Origin of the sequence: Rhizobium glycinendophyticum, assembly GCF_006443685.1 — a bacterium.
GTDB lineage: Bacteria > Pseudomonadota > Alphaproteobacteria > Rhizobiales > Rhizobiaceae > Allorhizobium > Allorhizobium glycinendophyticum.
In genome coordinates, this window is the sequence record NZ_VFYP01000006.1 from 90,638 (window position 1) to 105,367 (window position 14,730).

At 59.6% G+C, this 14,730-nt stretch carries 16 protein-coding genes; 7 read left to right on the forward strand and 9 right to left on the reverse strand.

Annotated features, from left to right (window positions below; genetic code table 11):
- Positions 1-47: 47 nt before the first annotated feature.
- The 4 genes from FJQ55_RS21515 to FJQ55_RS21530 are packed head-to-tail and all read right to left on the reverse strand — an operon-like array spanning position 48 to position 3,944.
- Positions 48-845, reverse strand: a complete 798-nt coding sequence (locus FJQ55_RS21515) for an HpcH/HpaI aldolase/citrate lyase family protein (protein WP_140831867.1) — start codon at positions 843-845, stop codon at positions 48-50.
- On the reverse strand, positions 839-1,675 hold the full coding sequence (locus FJQ55_RS21520) for an HTD2 family dehydratase (protein WP_140831869.1): 837 nt from the start codon (positions 1,673-1,675) through the stop codon (positions 839-841). Before FJQ55_RS21520 ends, FJQ55_RS21515 begins: the two co-directional genes overlap by 7 nt.
- 2 nt (positions 1,676-1,677) lie before the next feature.
- The gene (locus tag FJQ55_RS21525; protein ID WP_140831996.1) at positions 1,678-2,778 is read right to left on the reverse strand and encodes a CaiB/BaiF CoA transferase family protein; all 1,101 of its coding nucleotides are present in this window, start codon (positions 2,776-2,778) and stop codon (positions 1,678-1,680) included.
- A gap of 2 nt (positions 2,779-2,780) precedes the next feature.
- On the reverse strand, positions 2,781-3,944 hold the full coding sequence (locus FJQ55_RS21530; protein ID WP_140831872.1) for an acyl-CoA dehydrogenase family protein: 1,164 nt from the start codon (positions 3,942-3,944) through the stop codon (positions 2,781-2,783).
- A 122-nt stretch (positions 3,945-4,066) separates the two neighbouring features.
- Here FJQ55_RS21530 and FJQ55_RS21535 point away from each other — a divergent pair, with 122 nt between their 5' ends.
- Positions 4,067-5,011 carry a LysR family transcriptional regulator gene (locus FJQ55_RS21535; protein ID WP_140831874.1) on the forward strand — a complete coding sequence of 315 codons (945 nt, stop codon included), beginning with the start codon at positions 4,067-4,069 and terminating at the stop codon, positions 5,009-5,011.
- A gap of 84 nt (positions 5,012-5,095) precedes the next feature.
- Here FJQ55_RS21535 and FJQ55_RS21540 read toward each other — a convergent pair whose 3' ends face one another.
- The 5 genes from FJQ55_RS21540 to FJQ55_RS21560 all read right to left on the reverse strand — a co-directional run bounded on the left by FJQ55_RS21540 (position 5,096) and on the right by FJQ55_RS21560 (position 8,895).
- Positions 5,096-5,878 carry an IclR family transcriptional regulator gene (locus tag FJQ55_RS21540; protein WP_140831876.1) on the reverse strand — a complete coding sequence of 261 codons (783 nt, stop codon included), beginning with the start codon at positions 5,876-5,878 and terminating at the stop codon, positions 5,096-5,098.
- Positions 5,879-5,971: 93 nt separating this feature from the next.
- On the reverse strand, positions 5,972-6,892 hold the full coding sequence (locus FJQ55_RS21545) for an SDR family oxidoreductase (protein WP_246085237.1): 921 nt from the start codon (positions 6,890-6,892) through the stop codon (positions 5,972-5,974).
- A 16-nt stretch (positions 6,893-6,908) separates the two neighbouring features.
- On the reverse strand, positions 6,909-8,063 hold the full coding sequence (locus tag FJQ55_RS21550) for an acyl-CoA dehydrogenase family protein (protein ID WP_140831878.1): 1,155 nt from the start codon (positions 8,061-8,063) through the stop codon (positions 6,909-6,911).
- Positions 8,064-8,090: 27 nt separating this feature from the next.
- The gene (locus tag FJQ55_RS21555; RefSeq protein WP_140831880.1) at positions 8,091-8,474 is read right to left on the reverse strand and encodes a MaoC family dehydratase; all 384 of its coding nucleotides are present in this window, start codon (positions 8,472-8,474) and stop codon (positions 8,091-8,093) included.
- A 4-nt stretch (positions 8,475-8,478) separates the two neighbouring features.
- Positions 8,479-8,895, reverse strand: a complete 417-nt coding sequence (locus FJQ55_RS21560; protein WP_140831882.1) for a hypothetical protein — start codon at positions 8,893-8,895, stop codon at positions 8,479-8,481.
- A gap of 166 nt (positions 8,896-9,061) precedes the next feature.
- On the opposite strand from FJQ55_RS21560, the gene FJQ55_RS21565 reads away from it, so the two are divergent.
- The 6 genes from FJQ55_RS21565 to FJQ55_RS21590 are packed head-to-tail and all read left to right on the forward strand — an operon-like array spanning position 9,062 to position 14,729.
- Positions 9,062-10,213, forward strand: a complete 1,152-nt coding sequence (locus FJQ55_RS21565; RefSeq protein ID WP_161597023.1) for a CaiB/BaiF CoA transferase family protein — start codon at positions 9,062-9,064, stop codon at positions 10,211-10,213.
- A gap of 52 nt (positions 10,214-10,265) precedes the next feature.
- A complete protein-coding gene (locus FJQ55_RS21570) occupies positions 10,266-11,441 on the forward strand; it encodes an ABC transporter substrate-binding protein (RefSeq protein WP_208758252.1) in 1,176 nt (391 codons plus the stop codon).
- Positions 11,442-11,474: 33 nt separating this feature from the next.
- Complete coding sequence (locus tag FJQ55_RS21575; protein ID WP_140831887.1) at positions 11,475-12,350, forward strand: branched-chain amino acid ABC transporter permease; 876 nt, start codon at positions 11,475-11,477, stop codon at positions 12,348-12,350.
- Positions 12,343-13,290, forward strand: coding sequence for a branched-chain amino acid ABC transporter permease (locus FJQ55_RS21580; protein ID WP_140831889.1), 948 nt, complete (start codon positions 12,343-12,345; stop codon positions 13,288-13,290). The genes FJQ55_RS21575 and FJQ55_RS21580 overlap by 8 nt, the downstream gene beginning before the upstream one ends.
- The gene (locus FJQ55_RS21585) at positions 13,280-14,017 is read left to right on the forward strand and encodes an ABC transporter ATP-binding protein (RefSeq protein ID WP_140831892.1); all 738 of its coding nucleotides are present in this window, start codon (positions 13,280-13,282) and stop codon (positions 14,015-14,017) included. Before FJQ55_RS21580 ends, FJQ55_RS21585 begins: the two co-directional genes overlap by 11 nt.
- The gene (locus tag FJQ55_RS21590; protein ID WP_140831894.1) at positions 14,007-14,729 is read left to right on the forward strand and encodes an ABC transporter ATP-binding protein; all 723 of its coding nucleotides are present in this window, start codon (positions 14,007-14,009) and stop codon (positions 14,727-14,729) included. Before FJQ55_RS21585 ends, FJQ55_RS21590 begins: the two co-directional genes overlap by 11 nt.
- The last annotated feature ends 1 nt before the right edge of the window (position 14,730 follow it).

Sequence of the window (14,730 nt, forward strand, 5' to 3'; positions counted from 1 at the left end):
ATCGCCCCGGAGGAACTGATCCATGATATCGGGGAACTGGGCGAGTGCTATTGCGGTCTTGCCGCAGCAAGGATGCGGCGCGCTTTGGCTCGTACAGGTGCGTCCACCATCTCCCCATCAATCGCGACGGCGCCGTCCCTCGCCGCAAGAACCCTGTTCGCCCAAGCAATTTCTTTCTCGCCAGGGGTGAAAGCCGCTCTGACGCTTTCGACCTGCTTGGGGTGAATGCAGAGCTTTCCGGTCATACCGACGGCACGGGCGTGGGCTGCGTCGCCGAGCAGCAGTTCTGGGTCATCGAGCCTTGTCGTCACGCCATCGATAGGGGCAGCGATGCTCGTCAGGCGGGACGCGAGCACCAACTCATTGCGCGCCGGAAGGAGCAGAGACTGCTCATGCAACATTCCGAGATCGGCGCAGTAATCCACAGAGCCGAAGACAAGACGCCGGACGCTGGGAAGAGACGCGATCGCGCGGGCCTCCGCCATGCCACGAGCGCTCTCGATGAGGGCCAGAAGCGGAATGTCGCCGAGTGCTTTGGTAACGCCTGCGATCTGTCTCGGATTGTCAGCTTTCGGAAGCATGACGGCGGCGGGACGCAGCGCGATGACCGCCCGCAAATCAGCATCATGCCATGGCGTCCCAAGGGGGTTGATGCGCACCAAAACTGGCAGATCCGTGAAGCCGCATTCCAGCATTCTCCGGGCGGTGTCCTTGTCTCCGCTCGCTACCGCGTCCTCCAGATCAAGGATGACGGCATCCGGGCGAGACGCAGCCGCCTTGGCAAAGCGTTCGGCTCGGTTGGCCGGAACGAACAGGAGTGTGCACATGTCGTCGAGCGCTACCATTCTGCGGTCGCCTCCATCCCGACCGAGCCATCGTTTCGCGCCGTCCACAGCTTCATCGTGTTACCGTCGGAGGAGGCGTTCACGGTGAACATGCCGGGTCCGAAAACGGGTGCGAGACTGCGGAACCTGAAACGCTTCGGGGCGGCACCACACCAGTCGGCTGCGTGTTGGCACAGCATGGTCGCCTGTAGCGGTCCGTGGACAACGAGACCGGGATAATGTTCTTCCTCATGCGAATAAGGGGCGTCGTAGTGAATACGATGGCTGTTGAAGGTCAGCGCGGAATAGCGGAACAGAAAAGCAGCAGTTACGTCGACCTGCACCGAGCTTTCGCCCACCGGAGCTTTCTCCACTGCCTTTCTGTCTGGCGTGGGGGGCGACACCGCATCGCGGTATACGATATCTTGGCGTTCTGTCAGCACCAGCCGCCCATCGCTCTCGATGGCATGGCGGACCGTGACGAAGCAAAGCGTTCCGGTGCGGCCCCGCTTGACCGCCACATCCTCGACGACGGAACGCCGCGTGACAATCTCGCCGATCCGCAATGGCGAATGGAAATCGATCGCTCCGCCTGCCCACATGCGGCGCGGCAAAGGAACGGGCGGAAGAAAGCCACCGCGGGCGGGATGCCCGTCCGCTCCAAGTTCCGCCGTCGGCACCATCGGCTGCGACAGGCAAAAGTGAAAGAGCAACGGCAAGGCAGCCGTCCCGTAACGGGAGGTTCGATCGAAAGTCGCTTCGAAGCGGTCGACCGACGCCTGTGTCAGCATCTCGCTGTTCTGGTCTTCGCGGCCGATCCAGCCCCTAAGGTGGTCGAGGTCGAGTTGCATGATCAATCCTTCCCGGACAAAGGTTGCAGCATCGGCACCGGCCCATAATTCTGCGTCCTGCCGCGCCAAACCGGGGCGGGTGCGGGATAGGAAACCGGACCGTTCGGCGTATCAACGGTAATCCGGCGAAGATGGGGATGAGCCGAAAGACCGGCCATGTCGTTGACTGAGGCAAAGGCTATATCGGCCCGTTCCAGGGTGGAGAACGCCTCCTTTTCGGATCTGGTTGCAAAACCAGCGGCGACAGCTGCGTCGGTCTCTGTGCGGTTTCTGACGCGCGCAGCATTGATCGAGAACCGGGGGTCGTCCTTCAGTTCGGGGCGGTTCAAGAAGATGTCGCAGAATTTCGCCCATTCCCGGTCGCTCTGGATCGCGATCAGGATCTGGCGGCCATCGCCGGCGGTAAACACACCATAAGGCGCGATGGAGGGATGCGCCATTCCGACCCGATGAGGGGTCCTTCCTCCTTCGTGGTTGAGAAGCGGCACGGTGAGCCAATCGGCGATCACATCGAACATGGAGATCGAAATTGCCGAGCCCCTGCCGGTCACCGCACGCAGGAGGATTGCCTCCAAGACTGCCGAATATGCGGTCGCGCCGGTCGCGATGTCCACGACCGATAGGCCAACCCGCGCCGGTTCGGATGGGCCGCCGGTGATGGAACACAAGCCCGATTCCGCCTGGATCAGGAGGTCGTACGCTTTACGATCCACCATTGGGCCAGTTTCGCCGTAGCCAGTAATCGAGCAGACGATCAGGTGGGGAAACTCCGTCTCCAACCGCTCGAAGGAAAAGCCGAGCCGGGCAAGCGCCCCGTATTTAAGGTTCTGAACCAGCACATCGGCATCGCCGAGCAAGCGGGTCAATTCGCTCTGGCCTTCCGGGGAGGCAAGGTCCAGCGTTATCGACGTCTTGCCGCGGTTGAGCCACACGAAATAGCTTGACTGCCCCTTCGCAACCTCATCATAGCCCCGGGCAAAGTCGCCTTCGGGACGTTCGACCTTGGTGACGTCGGCGCCGGCATCGGCAAGTCGGACGGTCACGAATGGCGCAGCCACGGCCTGCTCGATCGCGATGACCTTTATCCCTTCAAGCGGGCGCATCATCAAAATGACCTCGGCAGATGCAGAACATGTTCGGCGACGTAGGACAGGATGAGGTTTGTCGAGATTGGTGCTACCTGATACAACCGGGTCTCGCGGAACTTGCGCTCGACGTCGTATTCGTTGGCGAAGCCAAAGCCTCCATGAAACTGTAGACAGGCATTGGCCGCTTCCCACGACGCCTTCGCAGCGAGATATTTCGCCATGTTGGCTTGAGCGCCGCAATCCAGACCGGCATCGTAACGTCGGCACGCATCAAATCGCATGAGGTTCGCCGCCTCCACTTCGATGAAGGCTTCGGCAATGGGGAATTGTACACCCTGATTCTGACCGATCGGTCGTCCGAACACCTCGCGTTCAGAGACGTATTTGCTGACACGCTCGGTAAACCAATAACCGTCGCCGATGCATTCGGCAGCGATCAGGACGCGTTCTGCGTTTAGGCCAGTCAGAATATACTTGAACCCGCTCCCCTCTTCGCCAATCAGGTTCTCTTCCGGAATCTCGAGATTGTCGAAGAAGAGCTCGTTCGTCTCGTGGTTCACCATGTTTGGGATGGGCTTGACGGTCATGCCGCACTTCACCGCGTCCCTGATGTCGACCAGGAAGATTGACAAACCGTGAGATCTTTTCACGACGTCCGACAGCGGCGTCGTGCGGGCTAGAAGGATCATCAGGTCCGAATGCTGGACACGGCTGATCCACACCTTTTGCCCGTTGATGACGTAGCGGTCGCCCTTCTTGACGGCCGTGGTCTTGATCTTGGTCGTGTCGGTGCCGGTGGTCGGTTCTGTCACGCCCATCGACTGCAACCTCAGTTCTCCTGTGGCAATCTTGGGCAGGTACTTTTGTCGCTGCTCCTCCGACCCGTGGCGGATCAGCGTGTTCATATTGTACATCTGGCCATGGCAGGCTCCGGAATTGCCGCCGGATCGATTAATCTCCTCCATAATCACGGAGGCCTCCGTCAAGCCGAGCCCTGAGCCGCCATATTGTTCGGGGATCAACGCGGACATCCATCCTTCGCGCGTCAGGGCATCAACGAAAGCCTCGGGATAGGCTCGCTTCTCGTCAATTCTTCTGTGATATTCGTCGGAAAATTGTGCGCACAGCGCGCGGACGCCGGCCCGAATCTCTGGATAGTCTTCGTTATTCGTCGTCGTCACCTGCATACCTCCGCATCGAAGTTCGCACGACGATACGTTTTTCTATGGCATCGCACAAATATATGTTTATGATTTTAGATATAACATGTTTGTATGGGTTCAGCGCGTGACCGGAGAGTTCCATGGATTTGAGACAATTGCGGTATTTCCGGACGATAGCGGAATTCGGGTCTATCTCGGCAGCCTCCCAGCAGCTCGGCATCGCGCAGCCGGCGCTGTCATTGCATGTGCGCAACATGGAGGAACGTCTCGGCGTCAAGCTGCTTGCGCGCGAGGCGCGGGGTGTTTCCCTGACTGAGGCCGGAGAGCTTATGGCACGGCGTTCGCGAATGCTTCTGGACGAGATGACGCGGCTGGAAGACGATATACGCAACCTAGGTTCTTCGCCCACCGGCGATGTGCGCCTCGGACTGCCGGGCACGATCGGCGGCATTCTTTCCGTGCCTCTCGTTCTTGCGGGGAAGGAGAGTTATCCCGGTATCCGTCTGACGATCGGCGAAGCAATGAGCGGCTTCGTTCTCGACTGGCTGCGGGAGGGACAGACCGATATCGCGATCCTCTACCTGCCCGCCGAAGACCAGCGTTTCCGCTCGGATCTTCTACTGAGCGAGGAACTTGTTCTGATCGCGCCGAAGGGTGCTGTCATGGAGGAACCCTTTCAGCCTGAGCATCTGACCACGGTGCCGCTCATTTTGCCGAGCCCGGCGCATGGTCTCCGAACCCTGCTTGACGTTTGGGCCAAGCAGCACAGGATCACCCTAAATGCCACGGTCGAACTGGACTCCTACTCAAACATCAAAACGCTCGTACAGCAAGGATATGGCTACTCGATACTTCCGCTCCATGCCGTCGCCGCAAACGCTGGTGATGGTCACCTTCGAGTACTGAAGTTCCATAAGGACGAATTGCGCCGAAACGTGTTTCTGGTCTGGGATACCAGCAGACCATCCAGTCATGCGGCCGCCGCGATCATCCAGCTCACCCGAAAGATCATCGACGATCTCGTCGGATCGGGCATATGGGCTGGCGCACGGCAGGAGGGCCAGGCGCTTTGGGCGGATGGATAAACAGGACCGCTGCATCCTGTGCCCTTGTGGGCAACATGACTGCGCCAGCCCTTGCCGAAAGGTGCGCGTCAGACGCAATTGCCGTCAGCGATGCGACGGCGCCCCGAAGAAATTGGAGCCGATCCAATCCGCGGAGCGCTTGAGATCATCCGCAAGGTTCTGGATTTGGGCGCGTGATTGCTGACCTGCAATCGAAATACCGCTAAGTCCGTAGCGCGCGCGGGCATGAGAATCGGTAACGACCGCCGCTGCGACCTCAAGACCGTTGAAGAGGTTTCCGAAATCGAAGGCGAAGCCGTTCTTGCGGGCGGCGGCGACATCCGATCGATATTCTTCAAAACCCGGGGACGTTTGCCAGGTCAATGTTTCGAATGTCCGACGCAGCGCGTCATCCGGTATGTTCTGGAGCGCCGCATAGCAGCGTCCCACGGCTCCGACATAGGCTGGGAGACGTGCACCCAAATTCATGTCGACCCGTACTGTCTTCGATGACGACGCCCTGTTGCTGAGCACGATGCGTTCGTCGGCGGTAAAGTTCCAAAGGCAGATCAGGCTGTTATGTCTGCGCGAGAGTTCTTCGATCTCCGGCCTCACAATATCCACCGGATTTGCCGACAGCAGCGGAACCGCCAAGCCGAGAAGACCAATACCCGGTGAGTAGGTTTTCGTGGCATCGTCGAATGTGACAAGGCCTTCCTGGAGCAGCGTGCCAAGAATGTTGAAGCTGGTGCTAACGCTAACTCCCGTTGCCCGTGCGATCTGGTTCACGCCCGTGGGCGTGCCCTGCTCAGATACGTAACGGAGAATTCGAAGGCCGTTATGGACTGCGCCAACTGACTTTCCTTTGACCGCTTCTTCTTTCGGCATATGCGTCGATCTGATCCTTTTTCAAACCAATATCTGTAAATGACACGCAGCGCCAGATCGGGCGCGCCGAAAGAAATGTTCGGCGTGGCCGGTTCAGACAGGATCCCAAGAAAAGATGTCGGCCGAGACTTCGAGTGGATAGAAGTCGGCCTTTAACGCCGGGATTGCATGCTCGGCAATGTCGGAGACGGTCCATCCCTCTCCCCGATGGACCGAGCGGATGGGTCGCGGCTGGCTGAACAGGAAGATTTCGTTGTTGCGCACGCTGAAGATCTGCCCGTTCACCTCCCGTGCTGCGTCGGACAGAAGATAGGCGACCATCGTCGCGACCTTGTCCGGCGTCATCTGCTTGAGCCTGGCAACACGTTCCTTCTGATCGTCGGTCTCGGCCTTGATGGAGCTGATCATCCGGCTCCAGGCGAAGGGCGCGATGCAATTGGAGCGCACGCCGAATTTCTGCATGTCGAGCGCAATGGACTTAGACAGCCCTACGACGCCCAGCTTCGCTGCCGAATAGTTTGCCTGAGCGAGATTGCCGATCAGGCCGGAGGTGGATGTCATATGCACGAACGCTCCGCTGCCCTGCTCCTTGAAATGGGGCGCGGCTGCGCGGCTTACGTTGAAACTGCCGTAAAGATGCACCTTCAGCACCTGATCGAGATGCTCTGCGGGCATTTTGTGAAAGAAGCCGTCTCGCAGAACACCGGCATTGTTGACCACGCCGTCGATGCGGCCAAACGCCTTGATCGCGGCCGCAACCATGGCTTCCGCGCCGTCGGCCTCGCTGACGCTCGATGTGTCCGCCACGGCCTGACCGCCGGCCTGATGGATCTCCGCGGCGACCCGATGCGCCGGACCCTCATCGCTCCCGCTGCCGTCGAGCGCGGCGCCGATGTCGTTGACAACGACGCATGCACCTTCGGCTGCCGCGACCAGAGCGATTGCCCGGCCGATGCCGCCGCCGGCGCCGGTCACGACGATGGATTTACCCTTGAGCATAGATGTTTCCGTCATGGCTTGTCCTCCGCAATCACAGGCCGTTCTTGATGAGCTGGCGGGCGATCAACAACTGCTGGATTTGGCTCGTCCCCTCGTAGATCCGGAACAGCCGCACATCGCGATAGAACCGTTCGACTGCATATTCTGTCATGTACCCGGCGCCGCCATGAACCTGAACGGCACGGTCGGCGATCCTGCCGACTGCCTCCGTCGCGAAATATTTCGTCGCCGATGCGTTTATGCGGGCGGAGCCTGCGGCGTCATATTCGGCAGCCGTCGCGCGCACGAGTGACTGCGCCGCTGTAAAGTCCGTATAGCTGTCGGCGATCATGGCCTGGATAAGCTGGAATTCCCCGATTGGCTGACCGAACTGGCGGCGGTCTTGGGCAAAGGCCAGCATTTCCTGGATCAGGCGCTTGCACATCCCCGTAGCCAAAGCCCCTATATGGATGCGGCCGCGGTCCAGGACGCGCATCGCCAGCTTGAAGCCCTGTCCAGGCTCCAGCCCGATAATGGCTTCGGAAGGGACCCGCACATTGTCGAAGATCACATCACACGTCGTCGTCCCGCGCTGGCCCATCTTCCTGTCCTTTGCCCCAAGCGTGATGCCCGGAGCATCCGCGGGAACGAGGAAGGCCGAAATCGCGCCGGCGCCCGCCGCTTCGAAATCGGTGCGGGCCATGACGGTGAACAGTCCCGCCCGCGCGGCATTCGTGATGTAGCGCTTGGTGCCCGAGATCAGGTAATCGTCACCGTCGCGGATCGCTTTGGTGGTGAGGCTTGAGGGGTCGGAGCCGGAGTCCGGCTCGGTGAGCGCAAACGAGGCAATCATCTCCCCAGATGCAAGCTTCGGCAGATATGTTTCCTTCTGCTTTTCGGTGCCGGCGAGAATTAGGCCGCGCGCACCGATGCCGATGTTTGTCCCGAACAGCGACCGAAAGGCGGGCGCCGTTTGACCAAGTATCATCGCGATCTCGGATTCCTGCCGGCAGTTCAGGCCGATGCCGCCATAATCGGGCGAAATCGTTAGGCCGAAAAGGCCGAGTTCCTTCATCTCTTTGACAATCTCCTCGGGGATATCGTCGGTTTCTTCGACGCGCATCTCGTTGGGCACCAGCCGCTCCCTAACGAAGCGCTCGATCGCGTCCTTAAGTTGCGAAAAGGTTTCGTTGTCTATCTCGTTCATCGGTGTCTCGTTCCTGTTCGTCGCTGATTAGTCGTTGAGCCGAAGCGTGCCTTCGATCACTCGTACGCCGTCCTCGGTCGTCACATGGACATGGTAGCTGCCGTCGGCTGAGTTCACCTCGCCGCCTGTCACCAACACGCTTCCGACGGGTGCCGGCCGCGAAAAGCGGACGTCCAATTCGTGCGGCACGCAGCCAAAAGTCGTTTCGATGGCCTGGGCTAACAATGACAGGCCTAGCGTCCCATGATTGATCGGGCCCCCGAAGACGGTATTCGTTGCGAAGCCCGGGTCCACATGAATGGGGTTGAAGTCGGCCGTCAGCTCGGCATATCGCGCGGTCTTCATCGCACTGGTTTGGATTCGGGCCTCGGCAAGCCGTATGGGCCGAGCGGCACTCCTCGTCTGCTCCATGGTTTTACTCCGCCCAGATCGTGAGAATTTCGCCGGTAAGCAGCGCGTCACCGCCTGATACAATTCGGCTTTCGAAGGTCAGCCACTTTCGGCCTTTGCGCTCTTCCTTCTTCGTCACGCGGGTAGTGACAATAAGCGCCTCGTCCATTCGGGGTGCACGGCCTGAGAGATGCAGTTTCTGGCCCGCATGGATGTTCCCCGGTGGCCGCGGCTGCGCCACGAACAAATAGGCCTCCATCATCACACTGATGAGCAAGCTATTTGACGGCTGACGCTTAGCTGCACAGTAGGGGCGATCAAAAATCGCGGCCCAAAGGCGCAGTTTCGCATCGTCGATACTCAGCATCGACGTGCCGAGGTCTTGGCCTTCTTCGAACGCGGCATAGTTCCAAATTTTCGGAACGTCAGAACGGAGTTCCATTTTTCTCTCCCACGCTTCTGAAGCCGCAGGCCAATTTTTGGCTTGTGTCGCTTCAATGAATGTGTGAATGATATTCACTATGGAGAATTGCTAGCACGCCGCGTCGCAGTTTGAAAGCCCAAAAGAAGGCAAACCAAACCGAGGTTGGCTGAAGGAGGAGATGGCTGTGGGAGGAAAGACCGATTCAATTGGGCCGGCACTGGAAGGACTGCGTGTTCTTGATTTTGGACGCTATATCGCAGCCCCTCTCTGCGCGGCGCTTCTCGCGGATATCGGTGCCGATGTGATCCGGGTGGAGCCCGCAACGGGCGCCTCCGACCGCGATGTCATGCCTCTGGGTGCTAACCAGGACGGCGCGCTCTACACCCAAATGAATCGAGGAAAGCGCTCGCTTGCGCTCGATTTCCGGTGCCTTGCCGACTCTCCGGTGCTCAAGGCTCTGGTTCCCACATCGGATATCGTCGTGGTCAATATGCCACCGAAGCAGCTTGAGAAGGTCGGATTGAACTACGCGGCATTATGTGCGCTCAAGCCGGACATAATCCTGACGACCATCTCCGCCTATTCTACATCGGGGGAGAATCGGAATCTGACAGGGTTCGATGGTACGGGTCAGGCGCTGAGCGGCGCGATGCATATTGCTGGAAACGGCAGCATGCCCATGCGCGCGGCGGTTTCCTACGTCGACTACAGCACCGGTATCACTGCCGCCTATGCTACGCTTGCGGCCGTTATCGCCCGGATGAGGAGCGGCCACGGACAGCATGTCGAAACCTCTCTTATGCAGAATGCGCTCGCAATCATGAACCCGATTCTGATCGAAGCGGCGACTGGCGCGCGCCACCGCGTCGCCACAGGCAACCGCTCTCCAATCTCCGGTCCTTCGGACGCTTTCGAGACGAAGGACGGCTGGGTCATGATTCAGGTGATTGGCGACGCCATGTTCGCGCGTTTCGCAGAGCAGATCGGACGGCCGGATCTCGTCGTTCATGACGATTACGCCTCGGACATCGCGCGCGGTGAAAACGGGGCGGCGCTGAGCGCGGTGGTCGCAGATTGGTGCCGCAGGCAGACATCCGAGGACGTCCTGCGCCGCCTCTCTCAGGCGCGCATTCCGTGCGTCCCGATCTTGACGCCGGCGCAGGCATTGCAGGCGTCGCAAACGCTTGGCGGCGGTTACTTTTCATATCCCGGCGGAGAGGCCGTGCCCATCGCGGCGCCCATGGCACAGATCGCCGGGCCTGCGGCTCTCTACCCGGCGCCCCGTCTGGGCGCTCACAACACCGAGATCATGCGCGAGCTCGGGATGCTTGCTTGACAAGCAGGACGACGGATTCGTGCTGAAATATCAATCTAAGGGAGGAACCAACATGATGATGAAGGGACAATCGAAGAGTGGAGCTGCCGTGCTGGCGCTTGCCGGCCTGATCGCAGGTGCCGCGCAGGCCGAGGAGGTCATCAAGCTGGGCCTATCGGTTCCGCTCTCCGGCGCGGCTGCAGTCTGGGGCAAGGGGGCGGAATTCCTCTGCAACACCGCAGCCCGGGAGATCAGGGAAGGCGGCGGCGTATCCGTCGGCGGCGAGATCTACAATTTCGAGTGCCTGTCGTACGACAATAAATACAATGCGGCTGAAGGTACTAAGGTTGCCCAGGCGCTGCTGAACCGCGAGGGCGTCAAGTTTATTGGCGGAAGTGTCGGGACCGCACCGGTCCAGGCCTTGCAGGCGCTTGCAGAGCGGCAGGACGCTCTGGTGTTTACCGTCGCGTGGGGCGCAAGCATCAAGGGCGTGGATCACCCTATGACCTTCACGCAGATGAATACGCCAGGCGAGATCCTACCGCTTCTGATCGCCTACATTGCAAAGCAGTACCCGGAGGCAAAGTCCGTCGCAATGCTGAACCCGAATGATGCCACCGGGAAGGAGACCGAGGCGCTGGCGGGAGATGTCTGGGGAAGGAACGGTGTCGAAATTGCGGCGAGCGATTTCTATGAACGCGGCACAACAGAATTTCAGCCTATCGCAGCACGGCTTGAGTCGCTCAAGCCGGCGATTATCGATCTGGGCGCGACGCCGCCCGCGGATGCGGGTGCGATCTTCAAGGAGCTTGATGTGCTCGGCTGGAAAGGGGTGAAGGTGGTCGAGGTCGGCACTGGAGCCGACGGCCTGAAAGCCACCGGCGGCGATGCGGCGGAAGGTGTCTATATGGGCGCAGGTGTGACCTTCGACGGCGACAATGCGACTGATCATCAGAAAGCGGTGAACGAACAGGCAAAGGCCCAACTCGGCGAGTCGCTCAATGCGGTCCAAATCGGCTTCTACGACTCCGTCTACGCTTTGAAGGCTGCGATGGAGAAGGCTGACAGCGTGGATCCCAAGACCGTGGCAGATGTGCTTCCACAGGTCTCCTTCAAGAGCTTCTATGGCGAGGAAGTAGGCTTCTACGGAAAGGAGCTTTACGGCCGCAATCAGCAGATGCGCCTGCCAATCATCGTGACCAAGGTGATCGGCGGCAAGCTCGTCGAAGTTGCCCGGTTGACGCCATAAAAGGGGCAGTGCCCGGATCGTAGAGATACTCTCATGCAAACCTTCATTCAGCTTAGCGCTACGGCCCTGCAGATCGGCGCTGTTTACGTCCTTTTTTCCCTCGGATTGACGCTGATCTTCGGGGTGATGAGGATCGTGAATTTCGTGCACGGCCACATCTTTTCGGTCGCGGCCCTGGTCGTTGCCTATCTGCTCCCAGCATTGGCCACGGGCGGTCTATCCGCCCCGGCCGCCTATGTTCTGGCTTCCCTGGTCGCTATCACCGCAGCCTTGAGCGTTGGCGCACTCCTCTACATCTTTGGTTTTCGCTATTTTCAGCGCGACCTCGTAGGATCGTTCATTCTTTCCATCGGCCTCGTCTTGCTGCTCGACGGGGTCCTGCTGCATGTTTTCGGTGGGGCCGTCCGTGGTGTGCCCGAAATCTTTCCGGGCAGGGTGTCGATCGGCGGGGCACAGGTCACGGTCCAGCGGCTGTTTCTGTGCGCTGTCGCGGTGCTCATGGCAGTGTCGCTCTACCTCACACTCGGTCACAGCAGGTTGGGCAAGGCTCTGCGCGCCGTTTCCTATGACCATGAAGCGGCGATGATGGTAGGCGTGCCCTATGCGCGCATCGCCTTTTTTGGCTTCATGATTGCCTCGCTGCTCGCCGCCATCGCCGGCGCGCTTCTGGCGCCGGTCACCATTGTCTCGCCCGTCATCGGTACCGATTATCTAATCAAGGGGTTCATCGCTGTCATCATCGGCGGACTAGGAAGCGTGCCGGGCGCGATCCTGGGGAGTATTTTTGTCGCTTCGATCGAAACCTTCGGCAGCTACTACTTGGATTCCTCCTATGCGACTCTGGCTATCTTCGGGCTGGTGATCATCGTTCTGCTTTTCTGTCCCAAAGGAGTGCTCGGTCGTGGATAGGCGTTTCCCTCTCGGTCTATGGGTCGTCCTTGGCGGAACGGCTCTTCTGCTCTCATTGCTGATTCAGGATATCTACCTGAGAAGCATCCTGAACCTGATGGCGATCAGCGCCCTTCTGGCCACAAGCCTGCGCTTTGTCATGCTCATGGGGGAGTTGAACTTCGCGCTGGCTGCCTTCACCGGTTTGGGGGCCTATTCCGCCGGCTATCTGAGCACGGCGCTGGGCTTGCCCTTCGCCTTCGCGGTTCTAGTCGCTGGAGTAATCACGGCGCTGGCAAGCGCAGTTTTCGGCGCGATCACCCTACGCGCTAAGGGGCCGTATTTCCTGCTCATCGGTTTTGCCTTCTCTGAAGCGATGCGCGTGGCTTATTCCAAGATCGATGCTGTCGGTGGGACGTCCGGCATGGTGGGTATCTATCCGCCGCGCGTATTCGAAGATTGGATGCCCTTTATCGTCGTGAGCACTGTGCTCCTGCTCCTGCTCGCATTCTATCTTGTCGAGAGATCGAATTTCGGGCGAATACTTTTCGCCATCCGGGAGAACGAGGATGTTGCCCGCAGCGTCGGCATCAGAACCTATATTTGCAAGGTCATCGCGATATCCGGTGCCTGTTTTGCCGCTGGCCTTGCGGGCGGGCTTCACGCCTTCGTCAACCAGGTCATCAGCCCTGGCGACTTCAGCTATCTGCTAGCGGCTTTCGCACTCGCCTATGTCAAGATTGGTGGTGAGGACAATTTCCTGGGACCCATTGTGGGGGCCGTCCTGCTTGTCGCACTGTCAAGTTATGCAATCGGATTTGGGGGTGATGAGCATTTCCTCTATGGCGGCGCCATTATAATCGCGGTGCTCCTGATGCCAAAAGGTGTCCTGGGCCTGCTCGGCAAACTGCGGCTGAACGGCGCCGCCCTGATCGGGAAGGTGAGCGCAGATGCATACTGAAACTGAACCCCTTCTTAAGGTCGAGGGCGTTAGCCGCCGCTTCGGCGGGTTGATGGCCGTGAACGCCCTCAATCTCGAAGTCCGGCCCGGCGAAATTTTTGGTTTGATCGGACCGAACGGCGCCGGAAAAAGCACGACATTCAACGTCATCAGCGGCTTTATGTCCCCGACGGTCGGCAAGGTGACTTTCGCCGGGCAGGAGTTACCGGGCGGCAGGGTCGGCGCGGCAAGCAAGGCGGGGCTTGTCCGGACTTTCCAGCATGGCAGCTACGTGCGGAGCATGAGCGTCGGCGATAACATCCGTCTGGGCACGCTGGCACGAATCGCACCGAGCCGGCGCGCCGAGAAGGTTCGGGAAACGGCCGCCTTGCTGGGACTTACGGACGTAGTCGACGAGCTCGCGGGAAACCTGTCGCATGGGCTTCAGCGACTGGTCAGCATCGCAATCGCGATTGCCGCCGCGCCGAAACTACTTTGTCTCGACGAGCCGCTTACCGGTCTCAACGAGACGGAAGTTGCCACCGTCCTTCGCGTTCTCGACGGGTACAGAAAGTCGAAGGATCGAGCGATCCTGCTGGTAGAACACAACATGAAGGCCGTCATGACGATCTGCGATCGCATCCATGTTTTGCATCACGGTGAATTTCTGGCCGCTGGAACGCCTGTGGAAATACAAAGCAGCAAAGCCGTCATCGAAGCGTATCTGGGGGCTGCCCATGCCGTTTGATCATGCAACCCTTGAAGTTTCAGGCTTGAGTGCGGGCTATGGATCGGTGCCGGTCCTGCACGATGTGTCGATAATGGTAAAGCGCAACAGCGTCGTCACCTTGATCGGTGCCAACGGCGCAGGCAAATCGACGCTAATCAAGGCGATCTGCGGACTGGTACGCGCGACGGCAGGCACCGTCCTGTTCAACGGCGCCGACTGCACCCGGCACCGACCAGACCAGATGGTGCGCGACGGCCTCGGCATCGTGCCGGAAGGACGCCGGCTGTTCGGCGACATGACACTGCGCGAGAACCTCGAGCTTGGTGCCTACGCAAGACGCGACCGTCAGAAGGTCGCCGAAGATTTTGATCGTGTTCTGGTGCTGTTTCCGGAATTGCGGAGCCGTCTGTCGACACAGACGAAATCGTTCAGCGGCGGCCAGCAGCAGATGGTGGCGATCGCCCGGGCGCTGATGGGCGCGCCCAAGCTCTTGCTGCTTGACGAACCGACGATCGGTTTGGCCCCGGTCGTGGTGAACAGGGTTGCCACGCTGATCCGTGAGATTTCAGCGCTTGGCGTCGATATTCTCCTCATCGAGCAGAATGCCGAGGTTGCCCTTTCCATCGCGGACTTCGGTTACGTTCTGGAGAATGGCCGCGTGGTGACAGCAGATCGGGCCGAGGCATTACTGGAGAATCCGCAGGTGAGACAAGCCTATCTGGGAGTGTGAT